Below are 23,870 nucleotides of genomic sequence, written 5' to 3'. Positions count from 1 at the left end.
CACACGCACACCACACTCAAGGAGCCCGACCGTGACCGGTATCCACATCCACCCCTCTATTCTGTCTGCCGACTTTGCTCGCCTCGCCGAGGAAATCGAACGCGTCCACACTTCTGATGCCATCCACGTGGATGTCATGGACAATCACTTCGTGCCGAATCTGACCATGGGCGTGCCGGTGGTCAAGGCCATTCGTGCTGCGACCGATAAACCCTTGGACATTCACCTGATGATCGAAGACGCCGACCGGTGGGCACCAGATTACGCAGACTTAGGCGCTGAATCGGTGACCTTCCACGTCGAGGCCTCCAAAGCACCAGTACGCTTGGCCCGAGAACTGCGAGCCCGTGACACCAAGGCGTCTATGGCGCTGAAACCAGCCACCCCAATCGAGCCGTATATGGACATGCTCACCGAGCTGGACATGATTTTATTGATGACGGTAGAACCCGGCTTCGGGGGCCAATCATTCCTTGACGTCGTCCTGCCAAAAATCCGTCGTGCCCGCCAGGCCATCGAAGACGCCGGTGTGCCAATTGCTCTGCAGGTCGACGGGGGAGTTGCCCCTGACACGATCGAACGAGCAGCCGAGGCCGGAGCCGATGTTTTCGTTGCCGGATCGGCCGTGTATTCGGCTGAGGATCCAGCCAAAGCTATTGACCAGCTGCGCGCTTTGGCACGCAACGCACAACACTAAGGACTCCCGAAACCATGCAGTGGCTCATTGACCTGTTCAACTGGACCATCCCCATTGCTGGCGGTGGGCTACTGATGCGCGAAGTCTTTGGCAATATCTTCGGGTTGGCCTCGGCCCTGGGTGGGATGCAGCGCAAAGTCTGGGCCTGGCCGGTTGGGATTATCGGTAACCTCACGCTGCTTACCGTTTTTCTCAGCAGCATTTTTGGTGGTGCCGACACCGCGAATCTGCTGGGACAGGCCGGACGCCAAATCATGTTCACCACCGTTTCCATCTACGGCTGGGTACAGTGGCAAAAATCACGTGGCATGCAAGGTGCCACAGGAAAGAACACGGCCATCGTGCCGAAATGGGCGTCCTGGCCGACACGTATTGGTCTGGTTGTCATTCTGATCGGCGGGACAGTGGCCATAACACCACTGTTCCGCACCCTGGGATCATATGAGCCGGTCTGGGCAGATGCCTGGACCTTTGTCGGCTCCCTGCTAGCAACCTTCGGCATGGCCAAAGGCTGGGTCGAATTCTGGCTCATTTGGGTGGCCGTCGATATCGTTGGAGTGCCATTACTGTTCTCAGCCGGGTACTATGCCACGGCATTCATGTATCTGTTCTACGGGGTCTTTACACTGATTGGCTTCTTTGTTTGGGCACGGGCACGAGCTCGCGAAAAGCCCGCCGTTGAAACTCTTATGCCTGATCCGACGTTGCAAGAACCCGATGAACAGCGGGCAAATTCTTGACCCACCTTTGTCACGAAGTGCATGCTTGTCCACAAAGCCGGTCACAAACAACTACGCTAGTAGGTGTGAAAACCTTCGAAGAACTCTTTGCTGAACTGACTGAAAAAGCGCGCACCCGCCCGGAAGGCTCCGGAACGGTACAACAATTGGACGCCGGGGTGCATGCTATCGGCAAGAAAGTTGTCGAAGAGGCTGCCGAAGTCTGGATGGCTGCACGATACGAAACCAACGACGAGACAGCCGAGGAAATCTCGCAGCTGCTCTACCACCTCCAAGTCATGATGCTGGCCAAAGGTATCTCCTTGGACGACGTCTACAAGTACCTCTAACTAGGAGAATCGAACGCAACATGTTGCGCATTGCTGTGCCCAACAAGGGCTCGTTGTCCGATGCAGCTCGGGAAACCCTGATCGAAGCGGGCTACCGTCAACGTCGTGATTCTAAAGAACTGGTGTTCGTAGACCCGGACAATAGTGTCGAGTTTTTCTATCTGCGGCCCCGCGACATCGCCATCTATGTCGCCAAAGGAACACTGGATGCCGGTCTGACCGGGCGCGATCTGTTCCTAGACGCCCAGGTTGGTGACGCCGCCGAAGAGCTTATGGCGTTAGGCTTTGCTCGGTCCACGTTCCACTTCGCTGCACCATCCGGAGCGTTCACCTCGGTTGCAGAGCTTGCCGGTAAACGGATCGCAACCTCCTATGACGGGTTGCTGTCGGACTATCTGAAGTCCTCGGCCATCGACACGAATAAAATTGTTCACCTTGATGGTGCTGTGGAATCTTCAGTCAAGCTCGGGGTCGCCGATGCGATTGCCGACGTCGTTGAAACTGGTTCAACGCTGAAGGCCGCCGGCATGGAAATCTTCGGCGAACCGATCCTACGGTCCGAGGCTATTCTGATTGGCCAAACCGGCAAACACCCTGCCGGACTGGATAAGCTCATCCAACGCCTACACGGTGTCCTGGTCGCTCGCGAATACGTCATGGTCGACTACGACGTCCCGCGTGCACACATGGAAGCCGCACTGAAAGTCACCCCTGGTCTGGAGTCGCCCACCATCTCACCGCTAGCCGATGATGACTGGGTCGCGGTACGCTCCATGGCAAAGAAAAAGGACATGAACCGTATCATGGACGAACTGTACGAAATGGGTGCCAAAGCCATTTTGGCTTCAGCAATTCACGCCATCCGCCTATAACACCAACAACCGCGAGGAATATTATGAGCACTGCAATTCGCGTCATCCCATGCCTGGATGTCAATAATGGCCGAGTCGTCAAAGGCGTCAACTTCGAAAACCTGCGCGATGCAGGCGATCCAGTTGAACTCGCTCATCGATACAACGCCGCAGGTGCCGATGAATTGACCTTCCTCGATGTCACCGCGACCACGGAAAACCGCGACACCACCTATGACTTGGTGAATGCAACGTCAAAGCAAGCATTCATTCCGTTGACCGTTGGTGGCGGGATTCGTAGCGTTGAGCACGTAGAGCAGTTGCTGCGCAATGGTGCCGACAAAGTGTCGGTCAGCTCAGCAGCTGTAAGTAATCCCGAGCTCATCAACGAGATTTCACAGCGCTGGGGCGCCCAGGTTCTGGTGCTGTCACTGGATGCTCGTGCCAATCCTGAGTTGCCTTCGGGCTATGAGGTCATGATCAAAGGTGGTCAAGAGGGTACCGGCAAAGACGCTATCGAATGGGTCAAGGAAGCTGAAGAACGCGGTGTCGGAGAAATCCTGATCAACTCGATCGACGCCGATGGCACCCGTGATGGATTTGATCTAGCAATGATTCGCGCGATCCGCGCCGCCGTCGGTGTTCCACTGATTGCCTCCGGGGGAGCGGGCGAGCCTGCACACTTCCCACCTGCCATCGAGGCCGGTGCCAATGCTGTGCTGGCGGCCTCACTGTTCCACTACGGGCCAGACGACATGATCAAGCAGGTCAAAGACGCCATCGAGGCTGCCGGCTACCCGGTACGCCGCTAGGCACAAACCGCCAGTTACTACGGGCGGTCAATCAACACTAACGCGTGGTCCGGTCGGCCTAGAGCATGTAATACCAGTTCTCCGGCCGGACCCGTGACAAATGTTTGTGCCGTGCCGCGTTTGGCAACGATGCGTTCACCATTCGTACGAATCAACACGTACCCGGTCTTGGCATGGGCATAATAGCTGCGTGCCTGTTCGCGCAGTTGCTCAAAGAGCGCATCAGCGTACGCGTCGGTGAGTCTTCTGGGAGCCCACCGGTTCTGGGCGCGTCGAATGTCTTCGGTATGCACAAAGAAATGCAGCAGCATGCTGTCAGCTTGTGGCTTACGCGGTGAGACTGCATGACGCAAACGTGAGAAAACGGATTGCCGTGGTGGTGCAGGCTGTTCTTCCGGGCCGTCGGCAATCTTGCGCACGAGATTATAAAATGCCTTGCGCGATGAAGATTCTTCACCCAGTTTGGTAATCGCCGCTTGGCGGGCAGCTGACTTCGATCCGAAGCCTCGTTCTGTGACATGCTGCGGATTTTCCTTCAAAAACACTGACGCAGCTAAATGTTGCGTTTGCCACTCCTCGACCAGGGTCGGTTCGTTGGGACCAGCGGCATACAGGGCTGCCACCAGCGCATCACGAGACGCCGCAACGAAGTCGTCGCCGTCGTAACTGGTGGATCCCGCAGATATTTTTGTCACATATGTGAAATTATCACGTGTTGATCAGTGGCAACAGTAGACAGGCCGCCCTAGACTAGATCCATCATGAACATTTCTGAAGTTTCGCCGCCCGAATCCGATCTTGACCCACAGATCGTCGCCCGGTTGAAACGTAATCCCGATGGACTCCTGCCTGCCATCGTTCAAGACGCCGCAACTCGCGAGGTCCTCATGCTGGGATACATGAATGACCAGGCACTGCACATGACGCTGACCACCGGTCGCGCCTGGTACTGGTCGCGCTCCCGAGGCGAATACTGGCGCAAGGGCGATACCTCCGGCAACGTGCAACACGTTGTATCGGTTGCCTTAGATTGCGACGCCGACACCCTGTTAGTCCAGGTCCATCAAATTGGACCCGCCTGCCACACCGGCACCCCATCCTGTTTTACTGATCGGGAGCTTACCGTCACCGGTACCCAAGACTCCTCAGACCACATGAAAGAATCCGATGCGTGATATAGGCCCAGTGTTTCCTTCTCGAGAAACGTTTCGTGAACTTGCAGCTGCCGATCACAAGGTGATCCCGGTAACCACGACGCTGCTACCCGATGCCCTCACCCCGGTCGGGATCTACCGGCGTCTAGCTAATGACGCCCCCGGTACGTTCCTCTTGGAATCGGCCGGCCAGGACGGTAACTGGTCACGCTACTCGTTCATTGGTGCCGGCACTGCCGCCACGCTGACCGAACACAACGGTCAAGCGTTTTGGCAGGGCCAAGTCCCCGCCGGTGTCCCCGCCACTGGCGCACCACTTGAGGTACTCGAAGAATCCCTGAAATACCTTGCCACCGACGTCCGCTCCGATATCTCGGACGCCCTGCCGTACCTGGTGTCGGGATTTGTGGGTTTCCTCGGCTGGGATACGGTGCGCGCCTGGGTTGAACTTGGCGATGGACCGCAGGATGACCTGAACCTGCCATCCATGGCCATGAACCTGGTAACCGACTTAGCCATCCATGATGCCTTCGATGGCACCGTGACCCTGGTGGCCAACGCCATTAACTTTGACGGCGAAGCAAGTGGCGTCGATGCGGCCTATGATCGCGCCGTCGCACGACTCCAAGATATGACCCAGCGCCTGGTAGAACCAATTGCTGATCCAGTATCTGTCGCCCCGGCCGGCTGGTTGGATCGAGATTTCTCCCAAGACATTGATCACTCCTGGCCCGAACACGAATTTCTCAATGCCGTGCGCAAGACTCAGCAGTCGATTCGCGACGGCGAAGTGTCCCAGCTGGTCATCTCGCGCCGTTTCACCGCTCCGACCACTGCCACTGCGCTCGACACGTATCGTGTGCTGCGGGCCATTAACCCCAGCCCGTACATGTTCCTCTATACGTTTGAATACCCGGACCGCGAAGGCGTCTACCACCTCGTAGGCGCTTCCCCAGAGACCCTGGTCTCGGTCAAAGACCAGCGTGTACTGACTCACCCGATCGGTGGGTCAAAGCCAAAAGATCCAACGCGCAGTATTCGAGCCATCACAGAAGAGCTGTTAGCCGATCCGAAAGAACGCGAAGAGCACCAACAACTGGTGGATCTAGCAAAATCCGAGCTGTCGAATATTTGTGCCCCGGGAACGGTCGAAGTGTCGGACTACATGATCGTCCAACAGTTCTCCCACATTCTGCACATCGTCTCCACGGTCGAAGGTGACATCGCAGCCAACACCACGGCACTGGATGTGCTGCGTGCCAACTTCCCGGCCGGTACCCTGTCTGGCTCCCCGAAGCACCGGGCCCTGGAACTCTTGGATGAATGGGAACCACATGCCCGCGGTCCATTCGGCGGCACGGTTGGCTATTTCGATCTGGCCGGTAACATGGACATGGCCATTACGATCCGTACCGCGATCCTCAAAGACCAGGTCGCCTACCTGCAAGCCGGTGCCGGCATCGTCGCAGAATCCGTGCCCGCCACGGAAGCTGATGAGACGCTGACCAAAGCAACCGCCGCGATCCGTGCCGTGTTGGCCGCCCAGCAATTACAAACCATTGAACCGGATGACCCCCAATAGATGACGACACCACAACCAAGCCAACCGCCACTGCGCTCTGCCGGCATTACCCGCGGTATAACCGTCATCATCATGCTGCTCGGCGGCGTCCTGGCGCTCATCGGTGCCACCCAGTCCTGGGTGACGGCCACCGGTTTTGAAGCAGCCCATATCCACAGCGTTGAATTATCCGGCCAGGAAGCCTCCCCGGTCATCACCGCCATGGCACTTGTCACTGTTGCAGCCGGTGCGGCACTGTCCATTGCCCGTCGCATTGGCCGCTGGATCATCGGCATAGTCGTCGTGCTGGCTGCAATCACCATGGGCTGGACCACCATCAACGTGGCGCTGAACCCAACCGACGCGGTCGCCCAGAAAATTGCCGAAACCACCGGTACCACAGGTATTGCAGACATCGCGCCCAGCATCGAAGTCTCGATGCTGCCATGGCTGACGGTCATTGGCGCTCTGATTGGTCTGGCCGGTGGGATCATCGCCCTGACCGCAGGAGGTCACTGGCCGGTGGGCAAAACGAAAAAATACGACGTCGGTGTGCAACAGCGCACCGACCGTAACGGGCCGCTGGATGAGATTGACACGTGGGATGAATTGTCCCGCGGCCAAGATCCAACCTAAAATCACGTAGTAGTTCGTGTTCTGCAGTGGGCCAGAAGAAAAAATGGCACAATGGAACACATATCATCGCTAGCAACTTGAGGCTGCCGGAAATATCCTGGCTGTAAGAAAGGCAACACCACATGGCTAACACCACAGATGAAATCCAAGTCGATGCATACGGGCGTATTCTAAACGACCCTACCCACGACGAATCACCAAGCCACGGGAACTCACCGGCTGGTTGGTCACTGGTCGCACTGGTCCTAGTCGGCCTGGTCATCGCTGCTATCGGTTCGCTTGCTTCAGCCTGGATCGTTATGTGGATCGGCATCGTCATCGCCGTCATCGGTCTGCCGGTTGGTTTCTTCATGCGCCTGGCCGGTAAAGGTGCCAACGGAGACTACTCATAAATGACCCGACCAAACCCCGTAACCGGAACGGTTCTCGACAGCATTATTGACGGCGTCATCCAAGATATGGACGCCCGAAAAGCTGACACCCCGCTAGCACGCATGCAGCAGCTGGCTGCTGAGGCCTCACCTGCGCGGGATGCGCATGCTGCACTGCTGGGTGGCCGTGACAACCCCGTCGGTGTCAATATCATCGCCGAAGTGAAGCGCTCCTCGCCGTCTGCCGGTCCACTGGCACAGATCGACTCTCCGGCCGAGCTGGCCGCCCAGTATGAAGCTGGGGGAGCAGCAGTCATCTCGGTGCTTACGGAACAGCGGCGATTCAACGGATCATTACAAGACTTTGACGCCGTTCGCGCGCGGGTCGATATCCCACTGCTGCGTAAAGACTTCACCGTCGATGAGTACCAGATCTACGAAGCCCGCGCCCATGATGCAGACCTCGTGTTACTGATCGTTGCTGCACTCGACGACGCTCAGCTACGTGACTATCTTGCTTTGACCCACGAACTGGGTATGAACGCACTGGTCGAAACACACACGGTCGAAGAGATCGAACGCGCTGCAGCTGTGGATTCGAAGATTGTGGGTATCAATGTGCGCAACCTCAAAACCCTCGAGGTCGATACCTCCCACTACGGAACACTGGCGGATCAACTGCCCGATAATGTCGTGCGAGTCGCAGAATCTGGCGTCAAAGCCGCCAGCGATGTGGCAATGTACGCCTCCCAGGGCGCAGATGCGGTGCTGGTAGGCGAAGCACTGGTGAAACACGGAGAGCCCAAACAGGCCATCGTTGACTTCCGACAAGCCAGCAGATCATAACCACCTCTAAGCTGCCCCGGACAATGTGCCGGGGCGGTTGTCGTATTTGGAAAGACAGTTCATGAGCGTCCCAATGGATACACCACAGTCCGGTTCCACCTCGCATGAGGGAGCCTTCCGAGATCAAGAAGGTCCATACTTCGGCAAATACGGTGGCCGATGGATGCCAGAATCTCTGATGGCAGCCCTGCAGGAAGTCGAAGAAACCTTCCGCGAGGCGATTAAAGATCCCGAGTTCCTTGCCGAACTTGATGACCTGTATGCCAACTACATTAACCGTCCGTCACTGTTGACAGAAGCAAAACGCTTTGCCGAACCGTACCCGGGCGTGCGCATCTTCTTGAAGCGCGAAGACCTCAACCACACCGGTTCGCACAAAATTAACAACGTCATCGGCCAAGCACTCCTGGCCAAACGCATGGGCAAAACCCGGCTCATCGCTGAGACCGGTGCCGGGCAGCACGGTGTCGCCACCGCCACCGCAGCAGCACTCTTCGGTCTGGAATGCACCGTCTACATGGGCGAAGCCGATACCCAGCGCCAGGCACTCAACGTTGCCCGCATGGAAATGCTCGGTGCTGAAGTCGTCGCCGTGAAAATCGGTGCACGCACCCTCAAAGATGCCATTAACGAAGCGCTGCGCGACTGGGTAGCCTCCGTGGAGACCACGCACTACCTCCTGGGTACCGTGACCGGTCCAGCACCTTTCCCGGAAATGGTCCGCTACTTCCACCAGGTCATCGGCCAAGAAGCCCGCGAGCAATCCCAGACCCAGGCCGGGAAACTGCCAGACGCCGTCATTGCCTGCGTCGGTGGCGGATCCAACGCCATCGGCATCTTCCACGCCTTCCTTGATGACAAGAACGTCGAGCTCTACGGTATGGAAGCCGGCGGTGCTGGTGTCGAAACCGGCAAACACGCCGCCCCAATTACTTTAGGCCGCGTCGGTGTGCTCCACGGGGCACGCACCTACCTAATGCAGGATGAAGACGGACAGACCATCGACTCACATTCGATTTCTGCAGGCCTGGATTATCCGGGGGTCGGTCCAGAACACGCATTTCTGCATGACTCCGGCCGCGTGAGCTACCAGCCGGTCTCAGACTCCGAAGCCATGAACGCTTTCAAGTCCCTGACCCAGTCCGAAGGCATTATGCCCGCCATTGAATCCGCACACGCCCTGGCCGGAGCACAGCGCCTAGCCGAACAATGGGTCGCAGACGGCGTCGTGGATGCCAACACCCCCGAAGCAGACCAAAAAGTTATTATCGTGAACCTGTCAGGTCGCGGTGATAAAGATGTCAGTACCGCCGCCACCTGGTTCGGTATGGTCCCAGAAGATCAAGCCGGACTTGGAGAATAGATACATGTCAGAACAGATTCGCTCACTCACCGCGCAGAAAATTGAACAGGCCCGAGCCGAAGGGCGTACCGCGTTTATCGGCTACCTGCCAGCCGGGTACCCCAGCATTGATGAATCCATTGAAGCCGCCGTCCAGCTGGGCAACAATGGTGCCGACATCATCGAAATTGGGCTACCGTACTCCGATCCCGTCATGGACGGCGAAGTCATCCAGCAAGCCACCGGCCAAGCCCTAGAAAACGGCTTCCGGGTGGCCGATGTATTCCACATAGTCAAAGAAGTCACCTCACGCACGGATGCCGCCGTCGTCATCATGACCTACTGGAACCTCGTGGATCGCATGGGTGTCGACGAATTTTCCCGCCGCTTCGCCGAAGCCGGGGGAGCAGGCCTCGTCACCCCAGACCTCGTGCCAGAAGAAGCCGCCGAATGGTTCGAAGCATCCGATAAATACGAACTCGACCGAATCTTTTTGACCGCACCATCCTCCCCGGATGATCGCGTCAAACTCACCGTGGAATCCTCACGCGGATTTGTCTACGCCGTGTCCATCATGGGGATCACCGGCGCACGCACGTCAGTGTCCGACGCCGCCGAGCGCGTCGTCAAACGCGCTCACCAAGCCGGGGCACCACGGGTGTGTGTTGGTCTGGGTATCTCTGAGCCTGAACACGTCACCGAGATCGGGACCTACGCAGATGGTGCGATCGTCGGCACCGCGCTGGTGGCCGCCTTACGTGATGGTGGACCAGCAGCAGTCGGTGAACTGACCCGCCACCTGGTAAGCGGCGCCACCAAAAACTAACGCAACAACCCACCACTAGGACACCTCGCCTTATGCAGCTTGCAGCCCTGATGGCATCCATCCCGCCACCACCGTTCGATGGCTTTGAAATCGGTCCGGTCAAGATTCACATCTACGCGCTGTGCATCATTTTGGGAGGCGTGCTTGCCTTCTGGTTGGGCGGTAAGCGCTGGGCTGCACGCGGCGGTAAGGCCGAAGAAATGTACGACGTCGGCCTATGGGCCGTCGTCTTCGGGATCATTGGTGCCCGGTTATATCACGTACTGACCGTGCCTGACGTGTACTTTGGCCCCAACTATGATGGCACCGGTGACCTGGCGAAAATCTTTGCGATCTGGGAAGGCGGTATCGCCATTTGGGGTGCCATCGGCGGTGGTGCCCTGGGTGTCTGGTTCGCATGTCGACGCTACGGCATCCGCATGCCCGCCATGGCCGATGCCATTGCACCTGGAATCCTGCTGGCCCAAGCTGTGGGCCGGTGGGGTAACTATTTCAACCAGGAGCTCTTCGGAGAACCAACCACCCTGCCGTGGGGCCTGGAAGTCGAAGCCGATCACTTCAACTTCCCAGCCGGATTACCTGCTGACACCCTATTCCACCCCACATTCCTGTACGAATCCGTGTGGAACCTGCTTGGTGTCGCCGTCCTGCTGATCATCGACCGGCGCTTCAAACTGCGCAACGGCATGATGCTGTGGTCCTACATTGTCTGGTACACCCTGGGTCGCATCCCCATCGAATCGATCCGCTTAGACCAGGCCCAAACCTGGTCGCTCTTCGGACTCGAACTCCGGACCAATACCTGGACCTCGGTGATCATGTTCCTGATCGCCCTGGCACTACTGATCTACTCGATTGCCAATCGTCCAAAAACCCCGGAGCAGTGGGCCGAGGCCAATAAACTCTATCGCGACGACCGTGATGAAGTTGCCGAAGCCGCCAACCCGGACATCCTTGACGACACGGCGGACAATCCTGCTGCCACTACGGACGACGACGATCCCAGCCGACCCTGATCATGATGTAGGTCATGCCCGTCAGCGGCGTCCAATGATTAACTTTCGGGTGGTTGAACCCTAGACTTGCGCATATGAGACATGCGAAGATCGTCGCCACATTTGGCCCTGCAACGCAGGGATATAAAACCACCAGTGAACTAATTAAAGCCGGAGTCAATGTTGCCCGGATGAACTTCAGCCACGGAGATCATGAGGTCCACACGACCACATTCAATACCGTGCGCCAGGCGTCATCCGACCTTGACCAACCCGTTGCGATCTTTGCCGACCTGCAGGGTCCCAAAATCCGTCTCGGCCGGTTCGCCAACGGACCACACTTACTCGAAGACGGTGACACCTTCACCATCACCACCCGTGACGTTGAAGGCACCCAGGACATCTGCTCCACGACGTTCAAGGGCCTGCCACAGGACGTAGAAGTCGGCGACCAATTGCTCATCGACGACGGCAAGATCCAGCTGCAAGCCATCGAAGTCACCGCAACGGATGTGGTGACCAACGTCGTCATCGGTGGGGAAGTATCCAATAACAAGGGCATCAACCTCCCCGGCGTGGCCGTCAATATTCCGGCCCTGACCGAAAAAGATGAAGAAGACTTACGCTTTGCACTCAAACTCGGGGTCGACATGATCGCCCTGTCGTTCGTACGCAGCGCCAGCGACATCGAACCCGTCCACAAAATTATGGAGGACGAGGGGCGACGCATTCCAGTCATTGCCAAACTGGAAAAACCCCAGGCCGTTGAAAACCTGCAAGAGATCATTGATGCCTTCGATGCGATCATGGTTGCACGCGGCGACCTCGGAGTAGAACTACCCCTCGAACAGGTCCCCGTCGTCCAAAAGAACGCCATCGACCTGGCGCGCCGCTGGGCCAAACCAGTCATTGTGGCCACCCAGGTTTTAGAATCCATGATCGAAAACCCACGGCCAACCCGTGCCGAGGCTTCGGACTGTGCCAACGCGGTCTTGGACGGCGCAGATGCCGTCATGCTGTCTGGTGAAACTTCGGTCGGTAAATACCCCGTCCGTACGGTGCAAACGATGGCGAAAATCATCAAGTCCACCGAGGAACATGGCCTGGAGCGTATGCCACCATTAGGTACTCGGCCCCGCACGCGTGGGGGAGCGATCACCCGGGCGGCCGTGGATATTGCAAGGTCCTTGGACATTCCATTTCTGGTGGCTTTCACTCAATCGGGTGACTCAGCACGACGTTTGTCGCGACTGCGCGCGCCACAGCCGATCTATGCGTTTACTCACTCGTTCACCACGGCCAATGTGCTGTGCCTGTCGTGGGGTGTGGTGCCCAAGGTCGTGCCGTTCAAAGACTCCACAGACCAAATGACCGAACAAATCGATCATGAACTGGTCAAAAACGGCCTGGCAAAACTCGATGACCTCGTGGTGATGGTCGCCGGCTCGCCTCCAGGCGTCCCAGGATCGACCAATATGCTCAAAGTCCACCGTATGGGGGCTACCACTGCGGAAATAGATCCAGCACTGATCGACACCGCTGTAGCACCGGCAGCCCATCGCTGGGACGCCGTGTCCGGCTGGTCACCGATGTAACACCCTAGGAAGGATTGTTGCCCAACTGGTCAATGACCGTTTGGGCAACATCTTTCATGGTCAACCGACGGTCCATCGAAGTCTTTTGAATCCACCGAAACGCTTCAGGTTCGGTGATCTCCAGTTTTTCTTGCAGTAAAACCTTTGCCTGATCCACTAATTTTCGAGTTTCAAAACGGACGGTCAGATCCGAAATCTCTGACTCAAGCGCAACCAACTGATCAAACCGCGCTTTGGCCAATTCGATTGCCGGCACCAGATCCGTTTCACTAAACGGCTTGACGATATAGCTCATCGCTCCGGCTTGTGTGGCCTGGTCGATGAGATCCCGTTGAGAAAATGCTGTGAGAATCACCACCGGCGCCAAAGAACGTTCCGCAATATGACGGGTTGCCGACAGGCCATCCATCACGGGCATGGAAATGTCCATGAGCACCACATCGGGTCGAAGCTCCTCGACCAATTCCACAGCACGCTCACCGTTTTCCGCCTCGCCAACTACCTCATAGCCTTGTGCAGTGAGTGTTTCGACGATGTCCAAACGGATAATGGTCTCGTCTTCAGCCACCACAATGCGTATCGGCTGGGTTGACTCGGTAGCTGTCATCAGAACCTCATATCATCGGTGTGACGGGCGGGGATCAGTGGATCATTCTACGTTAGAAACGCAGAGCTCTTCTTTTGGTTATTCCACAAACTTGTGTAAAATAGGTCAAGTGCCTAGCCCGAATGGCGGAATTGGTAGACGCGTTGCACTCAAAATGCAATATCGAAAGATGTGTGGGTTCGAGTCCCACTTCGGGTACTTTTCAATTCGGAGCAAACTGCTCAGCGTTTCGGCATCACTGGTGGCAAGCTCAAGAAATATAGTAGCGTGTGTGAGGTTCATTTGAAGCCTAGGTTGTCGACACGCCTGCGAGGACATCTGCCAGGTTGTATCAGCAGTTGCGCCTCAAACCAATCGCCTGAGAACTGCGTTAAACCCGCTAAGCGGACTTCTACGCAGTTGCATGCAGGACCCCGAAAGTGCCGACGTTTGGTTACAACTAGCAGGAATTCTTTCCGGCCTGCACAAGTCTTTGATTGTTGGCCTCGGTTGGCGGATTTACACGGCTGGGAGCCGTGGTACTCGGCAGACATCCGGGGAGTATCGTCGAATCGTTTCTGTGGCTTGGCTGTCGCATCAGGTGGCTCTTGGGAAATGAAGCAGCTCTACCCACTCTTATTGTGAAGTTTTGGTCTCTCTAGTGCCACTTTTTATTGGGCGATATCACTGCGGTCAAGCACAATACCCAATTATTCGAAACCTGCGGCGATGACGCTGTAGTAGGACCATTTGCCGCGGTGTTCGTGTGCGATCACCCAGACCTCAACGAGTTTTTCATGGTGGGCAGACGAACTTCATCAGCACCAGACTACGAGGAGTGATATATGCAATACCTTTCACGCGAACCGCGCGCGGTTCAAGCTCAGCAAAAGCGTCGCCGTGCCCGGCTGTTGTTATGGATAGCGCTGGGCGGGATAGCACTCCTATTCATCTACAGCACGATCTTCCATTGGCTGATGGCCCGCGAAGGTCAAGTTCATGACTGGAGCGGCGCGCTTTATTGGACTATTACCACGATGTCCACTCTGGGGTACGGTGACATCACCTTTTCCTCCATAGCTGGACGCCTCTTTTCAATGGTCGTCTTGGTCAGCGGAGTACTGCTGATCCTGGTGTTGCTGCCGTATCTATTTATTCAGTTCGTTGTGACACCATGGATTGCCGACCGCGACAAAGCACGTGCTCCGCGCAGAGTCCCAGACCACCTGCGCGGACACCTGTTACTCATCGGGCTAGACAGCATTAACCGCACCCTTATTGCTCGAGCGAAGCGGACGAAAACCCCGACAGTGGTCCTGGTCGAGGACCCGGCCGAGGCCAGCCGAATTAAGGATGAAGGATACGAGGCGATGGTCGGCGCCTTAGATTCTCCGGCGACTTACCGTCACGCCGGGGCCAATCGCGCCCTGATGGTGGTCTCAACCCAGGCCGATACCACCAACACCAACGTTGCCTTTACTGTTCGCGCCGTCAGTCAGGATGTGCCGATCACTGTCACGGCCGATAAGAAAGCTTCCCATGATGTGCTTGAACTGGCGGGTGCCGATCATGTCGTGCAACTCAGTTCCGCCCTCGGCACCGAGCTTGCCAATCGTGTCCTTGGCACTACAGGTCGCTCTCATATCATTGATGCAATCGGTGATACCCAGATCGCCGAGGCGGCAGTAAAAGGTACGGCTCTGGTCGGGTCGACACTCGCGCAAGCACAACGCCGCATTCAATCCCAAGCACAAATTCTGGCGATCATGCGCCGGGGACGTCTCATATCGTTTGAGCCAGATACAACCCTTGACGAAAATATGGTCTTGATCATCGCGGGCACTCGGGACGACTTAGCGATCTACGATGACCAGTTCCAGAATCCACAGCAGTTGCAGGGCCCTGTCCTGGTGCTTGGTGGCGGGCGCGTCGGTCGCGCCGTAGCCGAAACCTTTAAACAATCCAATGTTCCTTACATGATCGTTGAACAGGTCCCGTCGCGGGTCCCCGAGCACCTGAATTATATCGAGGGCGATGCAGCCGATTTCGACGTGCTGGGCAACGCGGGTTTGCACGATGCCTCTGGGGTGGTCATTACTAGTCACGATGACGACCTTAACGTCTACCTCACCCTGTATTGTCACCGTCTTCGACCCGAACTGCAAGTCATTTCCCGCGCGAGCTCGGAACACAACGTTGCCACTCTCTACCGCGCCGGAGCCGACGGCGTCCTGTCCTATGCCACTATCGGAGCCACGGCCATGTGGAATAAACTAGGCCACTCACATCGCGTTCTCATCGCGGAAGGCAAAGAACTCTTCACCGTTCCATTACCACGATCGCTCGACGGTTTATTACTACGGGACCAGAAGATCTTTGCCATCACCGGTTGCCACCTCGTCGGTGCGCTGGATGCAGACAATCGCTTGCTTCCTGGCATAGAGCGGATCTCGCCAAACTATGCTGCGACACTGCTGTTACTGGGTGACCGGCACGCTGAACGCGCGTTCCGAAAAACGTACCTAAAGCATCGCTAACAGCCATCCGGGGACAACGACCGTGTGATACCTTAACGCCATGGGAAATTTAACACAGTGTTAAGTCGCAGGAGATCGGTGACAGTTCTGTATCAGGACATCGGTAACAGTTCTGGGGTTTGTGGTGGTGACACTTCCATAACGGTTGGGGTCGGGTCTGCTTGATGGGTGAGCAAAAAGAATGAACCTGTTGATGCCCGTGTCCGTCTGGCGATTGGTGATTGGCCTGATGATGCACCTCGCGGGAGTGTGACCGCGTTTTGTGTTGAACATGGCATCAGCCGCAAAACGTTCTACGCCCTGCGTGCCAGGGCACGCACAGATGGACAAGCCGCAGTGCTGGAGCCACGGTCGCGCCGACCCAAGACCTCGCCGACCAAAATCACCGAAGATGTCAAAGACCAGGCGGTGGCGGTACGCATAGCGTTAGAAGCCTCGGGGTGGGATTGCGGGCCGATCAGTGTGCATGACAAAATGCTGGCCATGGGCCTGCAGCCTCCATCAGTGGCGTCGCTAGCACGGATCTTTCGCCAACGCGATATTGCCCGGGTCCAACCGAACAAGAAGCCCCGGGCAGCCTACCGGCGGTTTGTGTATCCTGCCCCCAATGCCTGCTGGCAGTTAGATGCCACCGAATACGTGTTGGTTGGTGGGCGCAAGTGTGTGATCTTCCAACTTCAAGATGACCATTCTCGTAAAGCCATCGCTTCGCATGTGGCGCCGTCTGAAAACGGCGCTGACGCGGTGGCGGTGATGCGCAAGGGCATCGCCGCAGCCGGGGTACCACAGCGGCTGCTGACCGACAACGGCACCGCTTTGAACCCGCAACGACGGGGCTGGGTCAGCCAACTGGTCGCGTATGCTCGAACCTTCGGCGTGGAGCCCATCACCGGTCGACCGGGCAGACCCACAACCCAGGGCAAAAAATCAGCGCTTCCACCAGACCCTGTTCCGGTGGTTAGATAAACAGCCCTTGGCCGCAACCTGCGCAGAGCTGCAAGTTCAGGTCGATGAATTCGATCAGTTGTACAACACCCAACGTGGTCACCAATCCCTTGCCGGACGGATCACCCCACAACAAGCCTGGGACGCGACCCCGGTGGCTGCCCCACCGCGGCCAGCGCCACAACCGATCGACCCTGACATCCCAGCAGCAACCCAACCCGAACAGTTGGCCGAGGTACCAGCCCAGGAAGGCATCACCGATCTCAGCGTGCTCTGGGAAGCCACCGCCACCATAACCCCACCGCAGACCAGAACTGCTCAGCCCAAGATCACCGGCAGCATTCACAACCCCGCAGCCACCGGCACCCGACAGCTCCGCGTGTATGCCAACGGCGTGGTCAACTTTGCTGGCACTTTGTTTTCAGTCACCCGTGCCATGGCCAGCCGCATCATCATCGCCGACTGGAACCATGATCGGATCATCTTTGCCACCACCGTGGGCGAAATTATCGCTGAATACGCTTGGCCCCCAGCCGGCACGAAATATCAAGGCATCAGCACCGCCCGATACCGATTCCAAAACCAGCCCAAACAACCGTAGTGTTACCGATGTCCTGAGACATCAAGTGTCACCGAAGTCCTGATACAGAACTGTCACCGATCTCCTGCGACATAACATACATATTCTCAAACGCTTGGAGCATTGAGCTGGTCAGTTATTCCCCTCGTGTAACTTCGGATACATGATATGAAACAGAATTTAGCCAGTCACTCTTATGAACAGCTCCACGGATCGTAACTGAGAGTTCATGCTTTCGGCTGAATTCGTCTGCATTGAGGTGTAATTCTCCGTGGTTAAAGGCTACAAACCGATTTGAAAGCAGTATGTGACTGTGCCAATATTGACAGGTGTGCGTAGAAACCACGCACTAATTTTTGCCATTTTCTATTCATTCAAAAGCCGGAACCGGTGCTTCGCCCACGCGCTGCTGAGCCGGTCTCTGCGAAGAGGTGAGTCACCGTGCTATTGATTTCGGTACTATGGGCGCTGATCGCCGTGGTCTTGGCAGCGCCACTATCGAAATGGCTTGGCAAGGCAGCCGGCTGGTTATTATGGATACCGCTAGCTGGTGCTGCTTGGGTGCTGGTGAAAGCTTTCGTCGGCTCTGACGGTGAAGTGATTGAGTACTACCCATGGATACCAGATTTTTTTAACGTCGGTTTCCATCTTCGACTCAGCGGTTTGTCTCTCTTATTTGGCCTTCTCGTTTTAGTCATCGGAGCGGGAGTCCTTTTTTATTCAGCTAAATACCTGGGTAAGACAAAGATCACGAGTTTTTACCTGTCGATGACCGCGTTTGCATTGGCAATGTTAATACTGGTGCTAGCCAATGACCTCATGGTCTTGTATGTGGCATGGGAAGCGACCACCCTGGCATCCTTTTTTCTTATCGCTCGGTCTGGATCACACGCACGAAAACCAGCAGTACGAACGTTATTGGTTACCGTTCTGGGCGGACTGGGGCTATTAGCTGCGGTTGCCATCATGATCGCAGCCTCAGGTACAACTGTCATTACCGAGGTACTAGCTTCCGATATCTGGACACAACCGACTATCGTGACATGGTTGATCATCACTTTAGCTCTTGCGGCGTTTACGAAATCCGCCCAGTTCCCGTTCCAATCCTGGCTACCAGACTCTATGGTGGCGATCTCACCGGTATCGGCATACTTGCACGCTGCAGCTATGGTGAAAGCGGGCATCTACTTATTGCTGTTGTTCTCACCCGTCCTTGCCGGGCAGACATTGTGGTTGGCACTGCTGCTGATTTCCGGTCTGACGACGGCCTTAATGGGGGCTATTGCAGCGCTACGCCGCTATGACCTCAAAGAACTTCTGGCATATTCGACCATGTCACAACTTGGATACTTGGTCGCGTTGATTGGTATTGGGACGCCTTTTGCTCTGACGGCCGCCGTTGTGCACACTATTGCGCACGCGCTGTTCAAATCAGCCCTGTTCTTGGCCGTGGGGGTAATAGACCATCAGGCGGGTACCCGCGATATAAGGATGCTTACCGTCCGCAAAATGGCAATGCCTGCAACGATGACGGTTGTAATCCTCGGTGCTGCTTCAATGGCCGGTATCCCTCCCTTATTAGGTTTCGTCTCGAAGGAGTCTCTCTTTGAAGCGTTTCTCAGCGCCGAACTTCCAGGCATGCTGCCCTGGCTTGTCACCCTGCTAGCCGTAGTAACGGCCATCGGAACGTTCGCATATTCGGGTCGTTTTGTACTGGGGGCTATGGGGCTATATCGGTCCCCACGGACCTGGATTAATACTCCGCGTGGTGCCACCGCGAATCGACAAATCGTGCATGAAGCGCCGGTTAGCTTCTGGGCCTATCCCGCCATCAATGCGTCCCTGTCTCTTATCCTCGGCGTTGCTCCGTTTATGCTCGATAACCTCGCGGGCTCGGCAGCCACCACAGCGGTGGGTACATCTCAAGACGTGCACCTGGCCTTATGGCACGGATTTAACCCAGCGTTTATGCTGTCGCTCCTTGTGATCGCAACAGGGGTCGTCGCGGTATGGCAAATGCCTAGAATCGAAGCCTTTCTCGTGCCCCGACCCCTGCCATATTCCGGACTCGGAGCTGTCGAGAAGTTGCGCCATAGCAGCATAGAACTTGGCGCAGTCGTCAGTTCATGGACCTCCGGTTTGAACCCTGGCCGACATCTGGTCGTGCCGTCGCTGCTACTGGTCGTTCTTGCCGGTGTGGGATGGTTCACCATCGATGAATTGCCCGAGCAAAATGAAAACCTCACCCGGTGGAGCGATTGGCTGTTAGTAGCCGTCGTTTTGGTCGGCGTTGTTGCCACGATACGAGCAAAAACCCGGGTCGCAGCGATCGTGGTGGTAGGCGTCGTTGGTTTCTCAGTCACTTTGTGGTTCTTTGCTCTCGGGTCCGTCGACGTCGCCCTGACCCAACTCATGGTCGAAATATTGACGGTTGTTGTCATGGTGCTGCTGCTACACCGATTGCCGAAGGCGTTTGGAAAAGCTGAGAAACCATCAATTACTGCGATCGTAGCGGCGGCTGGAGCCGGGATCGCTGCTTTCGCTGGGACCTTTGCACTCACCGGGCGCCGCGGCATGTCAGAACCGGCGCAATATTACACTGAACTCGGGACCGAAGTTACCGGTGGAAGCAACCTCGTAAACGTGATTCTGGTCGAGTTCCGTGCGCTCGATACGCTCGGAGAACTCACTGTCTTGGGCGTCGCGGGTGTCGCAATGGCGGCACTGTTGTCGTCGCGCAAGCCCAATCCTGTGCGCAAGGTTCAGTTTGTCTCGTCCTCCCCACTATCCGATTCGTACAGTACATCGGTGTATCTGCGCACCTTTACTAAAATCGCACTACCAGTGCTCGTGGTCCTAAGCGTGGTCCTGCTGTTCCAAGGACACAATAATCCGGGGGGAGGATTCGTGGCAGCACTGGTCGCCGGTGCAGCTTTCGCCCTGCTATATCTGGCTGCACCCAGTGACGCCGCCGCGCCGATCCGCTGGTCCTACATGAAACTCATCGGTATCGGGGTAATTCTTGGGGCTTTGGTCGGGTTTATTGGCCTTCTCGAAGGTTCCTACCTGGCGCCGGTGCACTGGGAAATCCTTGGCTACACCGTATATAGCTCGCTCATCTTCGACTTTGGCGTGTACTTTGCAGTTCTGGGGGTCATCCTAGGATCGCTGAACATGCTCGGTACCCAGCACGGTCTAAATCAAATCTCGGAGCCCTATGAGAATGGTCGAACCCAGTTAGATAATCAGAACCGCCAAAGCACTGAGCCTGCCGACAAGCAGCATCAGGAGGTACAGACGTGACCCTCGCCCTTACTGTTGCGCTGCTGACTGGCGGCGCGGTGTATTTATTTACCAAACGCGAAATGCTGCGCGTCATTCTGGGGTTTATCCTGCTAGGCCATGCTGGAAACCTCGTACTCTTCGCCGCCGGTGGCTCTGAACGTCGAAATCCCGCGTTTCATCCTGCAGCCGATCCCTCCGCGATGGCAGATCCTCTGCCCCAAGCCTTTGTCCTCACCGCTATTGTTATTGCCTTTTCGATTACGATTTTCATGTTGGTCCTGGCTGTGACAGGGGATAAGAACGATGACACCGCTGAGAAAGTCGAACAACTCGATGTTGCAGCGGAGTCGCGGTCAGATGGCGTGAAACATGACCCGCAACGCGGCGGGAGTCAGGATAACTCATGAACGTAGAAACCATCGGCGCCCTCCTGCCGCTTTTTGTAGCCGTACCGCTGGTTATAGCCGGGTTCCTGATCACTACCGGCCACCGTCTACGTCTTCACGCAACGGTCAATATTGTCACCGTGCTAACCATGTTGCTCGGCGCCTCTGGGTTGGTGTACCACTTTTGGGCCAACGACGGTGGAGCCATAGGACATCAGGTGGGCAATTGGCCAGCGGGAATCGCCATTCCGTTTGCCGCAGATATGTTTACAGCGCTCATGCTCTCCGTGACGTTGTTATTGACCATTGTGAGCATCTGGTTTGCCCAAGCCTCTCGGGCAGCTAATTCCCAATATTTCGCACCGCTGGTTCTGATTTTGGCAGCCGGAGTCAACGGGGCACTACTTACGGCAGACCTCTTCAACCTTTTTGTTTTCCTTGAAGTAATGCTGCTGCCCAGCTATGGGCTATATGTGCTCAGTGCCAATCGTGATACGCCGGTGCGGCGGATTCACGGTGCCCGTCTCTACGTCACCATGAACCTGCTGACTTCCACCCTGTACATGGTCGGAGTCGGCTTTCTCTATGGCACTGCAGGCACCGTGAACATCGGCGTCTTGACAGAACAAGCTCAAGATGATGCGACTGTGGCTATTGCCGGAGCGGTCTGTATCTTCGCGCTAGCAATCAAAGCGTCCGTGGTCCCAGTGCATGGCTGGTTGGCTCGCGCCTATCCTGGCACCTCACCGGCCATCACTGCCTTATTCTCCGGTCTGCACACTAAGGTTGCGATCTATGCCATCTATCGCATCTATGCCGTCGTCTACGGTGGCGATACCCGTTTCCTATGGGTCGGCGTGGTGTTCTTCAGCCTGACCATGCTCATCGGAGTCTTTGGCGCAGTGGGAGAAAAGACCACCCGAACCATCCTGAGCTTCCACATGGTCTCACAAATCGGGTACATCCTCCTAGGCGTCGCATTATTCACCGAGCTCGGCTTGACCGCTGGCATCTTCTACTTGCTGCACCACATGATCGTAAAGGCCTCCCTGTTCCTGTCCACCGGGGCAGTCGAAGTACGGTACGGGACCGGCGTCATCGGTTCACTGGGCGGGATCGCTCGGACTGAACCAGTCATCGCCGTGGCTTTTATGATTGCCGCGCTATCACTTGCTGGCATCCCACCGTTCTCGGGTTTCGTCGCCAAGTTCATGCTCATTGTCGGAGCAGTCGAAGCCGGTGAGATGGCAGCAGTCATCATTATGCTGTTCGTATCGCTCATCACGCTGTTATCCATGCTGAAAATCTGGACGGGGATGTTCTGGGAAAAAGGCTCCGGGGGACCGGCGACGAAGTCGGGAACCATTATTACTTCCGAGACTCGTGACCCTTACGCTCATGAGATTTCCTACACACCGGAACTCGCTACGGAAGCTACCCATGCCCAAATTACAACCCTTACCGGTGTCCAAACGGTCTTAGAAGCAGACCACTCTACGGTTCCTTCACGGCGCATAAACTTCGCGTTAGCAGCCCCCGCGGTAACACTAGCTATCATCACCGTGATCTTCGGCCTGGGGGCGCAGTTCTTACTGACATTGTCAGGCATCGCCGCTGAAGGGCTTATGGACACCACGAATTATGTAGAGGCGGTGCTAGGCACATGAAAACTCTAACCTGGTTGCCACGCTGGGTGTGGTTAGTCTTCTGGTTTATTGGACAGATCATCACCTCGTCCTGGGCGGTTCTGAGAGATCTGGCCACCCCTGGCTTGAGAGCGCACCCCGGTATTGCCCGGGTACGCACCGACTGCCGCACCGATGCGGAGGTCACCATGCTCTCGGCTTTCATCACCATCACACCCGGTACGCTCACCATCGGAAGCGATATTGATGACGACGGCACCCGCTGGATCTACGTTCATTCGATCTACGATGGCAGCCCCGAGGCAATAGCTGACGGTTCAATAGACATGCAGAACCACATCCTCGCGGCGATGCGGCGTCAAGGGTTCGACCCGAAAAGCGTCGACCAATCGAATCGTCATCAACCGGAAAGGACCACTTCATGAGCGGTATTGATTTCGGTATGGCCTTGCTGGCGGTATGTATGGTGGCCATCGCAATTCGTCTGATCACAGCCCCGCTCGATGCCGATCGGGCAGTGGCCGGGGATCTCCTAATGTTCGCTTTCGCCGGCATGGTGGCCCTCCTGGGAATCGATCTTTTAGGCGACTATTTTTTCGACATCATCCTCGTGGCCTCGGTCGTAGGGTTCCTGTCGGCCATATCCTTGGCCCGAGCACTGACTAGGGGGCGCCGCTAAATGGACCTTTCAGCCATTGCCGATGTCATCGGCAACGTCATGGCCGTCGTCGGGGTGCTGGTTATCTCACTTGCCGCCGTTGGCCTATTTAGATTCACGGATACTTACCAGCGCATCTCGGCAGTCGGTACGGCAGCAGGCGTTGGCATCACCCTGATTGTGGCCGGAGTGTTTCTCATAGAGCCCACTTGGGGCAACCTCATCAAAGTAATCATCATTATCTTCCTACAACTCGCCACTTCATCGATTGGCACGATGGCAATCGCCCGTGCGGCCTACTTAACCGGCACCAAAATGACCCCTGGTTATTTTGATCACCTCGCTGACGATCAAGTTCACCCGGAAGATGGCGTGAAACCCGATGTCGACGTCCCACTCGAGGACCCTGACGACGACGCACGCCCAAATTCCACCGACGACGACACGGTGCTGGGCGCATCGTAATGCCGCGTGCGGCACAACTGTGGAGAA

Annotated in this window: 23 protein-coding genes, 1 tRNA gene and 1 pseudogene; 23 read left to right on the top strand and 2 right to left on the bottom strand. The window is 56.4% G+C overall.

Annotated elements, in window-relative coordinates; all coding sequences use genetic code 11:
• The first annotated feature begins 31 nt into the window (after positions 1-31).
• The 5 genes from rpe to hisF all read left to right on the top strand — a co-directional run bounded on the left by rpe (position 32) and on the right by hisF (position 3,429).
• Positions 32-697, top strand: a complete 666-nt coding sequence (rpe, locus tag A6F49_RS11065; RefSeq protein ID WP_043058337.1) for a ribulose-phosphate 3-epimerase — start codon at positions 32-34, stop codon at positions 695-697.
• 14 nt (positions 698-711) lie between these two features.
• Positions 712-1,437, top strand: a complete 726-nt coding sequence (gene pnuC, locus A6F49_RS11060) for a nicotinamide riboside transporter PnuC (protein WP_043058336.1) — start codon at positions 712-714, stop codon at positions 1,435-1,437.
• A gap of 65 nt (positions 1,438-1,502) precedes the next feature.
• Entirely contained in the window at positions 1,503-1,766 is a 264-nt protein-coding gene (locus tag A6F49_RS11055; protein ID WP_043058335.1) for a phosphoribosyl-ATP diphosphatase, read from the top strand.
• Between the two features lie 20 nt (positions 1,767-1,786).
• A complete protein-coding gene (gene hisG / locus A6F49_RS11050) occupies positions 1,787-2,638 on the top strand; it encodes an ATP phosphoribosyltransferase (protein ID WP_043058334.1) in 852 nt (283 codons plus the stop codon).
• Between the two features lie 23 nt (positions 2,639-2,661).
• Positions 2,662-3,429 (top strand): imidazole glycerol phosphate synthase subunit HisF, encoded by a 768-nt coding sequence (gene hisF / locus A6F49_RS11045; RefSeq protein WP_043058333.1) that lies wholly within the window; start codon positions 2,662-2,664, stop codon positions 3,427-3,429.
• Between the two features lie 17 nt (positions 3,430-3,446).
• Here the strand turns inward: hisF and A6F49_RS11040 are convergent, their stop codons facing one another.
• On the bottom strand, positions 3,447-4,124 hold the full coding sequence (locus tag A6F49_RS11040) for a maleylpyruvate isomerase family mycothiol-dependent enzyme (RefSeq protein ID WP_043058332.1): 678 nt from the start codon (positions 4,122-4,124) through the stop codon (positions 3,447-3,449).
• 66 nt (positions 4,125-4,190) lie between these two features.
• On the opposite strand from A6F49_RS11040, the gene hisI reads away from it, so the two are divergent.
• The 9 genes from hisI to pyk all read left to right on the top strand — a co-directional run bounded on the left by hisI (position 4,191) and on the right by pyk (position 12,755).
• Complete coding sequence (gene hisI, locus A6F49_RS11035; RefSeq protein ID WP_043058331.1) at positions 4,191-4,604, top strand: phosphoribosyl-AMP cyclohydrolase; 414 nt, start codon at positions 4,191-4,193, stop codon at positions 4,602-4,604.
• On the top strand, positions 4,597-6,165 hold the full coding sequence (locus tag A6F49_RS11030; protein ID WP_043058330.1) for a chorismate-binding protein: 1,569 nt from the start codon (positions 4,597-4,599) through the stop codon (positions 6,163-6,165). Before hisI ends, A6F49_RS11030 begins: the two co-directional genes overlap by 8 nt.
• A complete protein-coding gene (locus A6F49_RS11025; RefSeq protein ID WP_043058329.1) occupies positions 6,166-6,780 on the top strand; it encodes a Trp biosynthesis-associated membrane protein in 615 nt (204 codons plus the stop codon).
• 122 nt (positions 6,781-6,902) lie between these two features.
• On the top strand, positions 6,903-7,172 hold the full coding sequence (locus A6F49_RS11020) for an HGxxPAAW family protein (protein WP_052504931.1): 270 nt from the start codon (positions 6,903-6,905) through the stop codon (positions 7,170-7,172).
• On the top strand, positions 7,173-7,997 hold the full coding sequence (gene trpC, locus A6F49_RS11015; protein ID WP_043058328.1) for an indole-3-glycerol phosphate synthase TrpC: 825 nt from the start codon (positions 7,173-7,175) through the stop codon (positions 7,995-7,997).
• Positions 7,998-8,070: 73 nt separating this feature from the next.
• The gene (trpB, locus tag A6F49_RS11010) at positions 8,071-9,360 is read left to right on the top strand and encodes a tryptophan synthase subunit beta (protein WP_043058327.1); all 1,290 of its coding nucleotides are present in this window, start codon (positions 8,071-8,073) and stop codon (positions 9,358-9,360) included.
• A gap of 4 nt (positions 9,361-9,364) precedes the next feature.
• On the top strand, positions 9,365-10,165 hold the full coding sequence (trpA, locus tag A6F49_RS11005; protein WP_043058326.1) for a tryptophan synthase subunit alpha: 801 nt from the start codon (positions 9,365-9,367) through the stop codon (positions 10,163-10,165).
• Between the two features lie 32 nt (positions 10,166-10,197).
• Complete coding sequence (gene lgt / locus A6F49_RS11000; RefSeq protein ID WP_043058325.1) at positions 10,198-11,181, top strand: prolipoprotein diacylglyceryl transferase; 984 nt, start codon at positions 10,198-10,200, stop codon at positions 11,179-11,181.
• A gap of 74 nt (positions 11,182-11,255) precedes the next feature.
• On the top strand, positions 11,256-12,755 hold the full coding sequence (pyk, locus tag A6F49_RS10995) for a pyruvate kinase (protein ID WP_082911745.1): 1,500 nt from the start codon (positions 11,256-11,258) through the stop codon (positions 12,753-12,755).
• Between the two features lie 4 nt (positions 12,756-12,759).
• On the opposite strand, the gene A6F49_RS10990 is transcribed toward pyk, so the two are convergent.
• The gene (locus A6F49_RS10990) at positions 12,760-13,362 is read right to left on the bottom strand and encodes an ANTAR domain-containing response regulator (protein ID WP_043058324.1); all 603 of its coding nucleotides are present in this window, start codon (positions 13,360-13,362) and stop codon (positions 12,760-12,762) included.
• A gap of 116 nt (positions 13,363-13,478) precedes the next feature.
• On the opposite strand from A6F49_RS10990, the gene A6F49_RS10985 reads away from it, so the two are divergent.
• From A6F49_RS10985 to mnhG, 9 genes and pseudogenes are all read left to right on the top strand, one after another.
• A tRNA-Leu gene (locus A6F49_RS10985) sits at positions 13,479-13,560 on the top strand.
• Between the two features lie 626 nt (positions 13,561-14,186).
• On the top strand, positions 14,187-15,878 hold the full coding sequence (locus A6F49_RS10980; protein WP_043058323.1) for a potassium channel family protein: 1,692 nt from the start codon (positions 14,187-14,189) through the stop codon (positions 15,876-15,878).
• Positions 15,879-16,046: 168 nt separating this feature from the next.
• Positions 16,047-17,424 (top strand): annotated as a pseudogene (locus tag A6F49_RS10975) (DDE-type integrase/transposase/recombinase).
• A 420-nt stretch (positions 17,425-17,844) separates the two neighbouring features.
• Positions 17,845-20,706 carry a DUF4040 family protein gene (locus tag A6F49_RS10970; RefSeq protein WP_043058322.1) on the top strand — a complete coding sequence of 954 codons (2,862 nt, stop codon included), beginning with the start codon at positions 17,845-17,847 and terminating at the stop codon, positions 20,704-20,706.
• Positions 20,703-21,095, top strand: a complete 393-nt coding sequence (locus A6F49_RS10965) for a sodium:proton antiporter (protein WP_043058321.1) — start codon at positions 20,703-20,705, stop codon at positions 21,093-21,095. Before A6F49_RS10970 ends, A6F49_RS10965 begins: the two co-directional genes overlap by 4 nt.
• Positions 21,092-22,741, top strand: a complete 1,650-nt coding sequence (locus A6F49_RS10960) for a monovalent cation/H+ antiporter subunit D family protein (protein ID WP_043058320.1) — start codon at positions 21,092-21,094, stop codon at positions 22,739-22,741. The genes A6F49_RS10965 and A6F49_RS10960 overlap by 4 nt, the downstream gene beginning before the upstream one ends.
• Positions 22,738-23,145, top strand: a complete 408-nt coding sequence (locus A6F49_RS10955; protein WP_043058319.1) for a Na+/H+ antiporter subunit E — start codon at positions 22,738-22,740, stop codon at positions 23,143-23,145. Before A6F49_RS10960 ends, A6F49_RS10955 begins: the two co-directional genes overlap by 4 nt.
• Positions 23,142-23,399: a monovalent cation/H+ antiporter complex subunit F gene (locus A6F49_RS10950; RefSeq protein ID WP_043058318.1), complete on the top strand. Its 258-nt coding sequence runs from the start codon at positions 23,142-23,144 to the stop codon at positions 23,397-23,399. The genes A6F49_RS10955 and A6F49_RS10950 overlap by 4 nt, the downstream gene beginning before the upstream one ends.
• A complete protein-coding gene (gene mnhG / locus A6F49_RS10945) occupies positions 23,400-23,843 on the top strand; it encodes a monovalent cation/H(+) antiporter subunit G (RefSeq protein ID WP_067605777.1) in 444 nt (147 codons plus the stop codon).
• Positions 23,844-23,870: the final 27 nt, after the last annotated feature.

This window comes from Enteractinococcus helveticum (assembly GCF_001657475.1).
Taxonomy (GTDB): domain Bacteria; phylum Actinomycetota; class Actinomycetes; order Actinomycetales; family Micrococcaceae; genus Yaniella; species Yaniella helvetica.
Note: the sequence above shows the minus strand (reverse complement) of the source record. Positions and strands in the feature narration are given on the sequence as shown.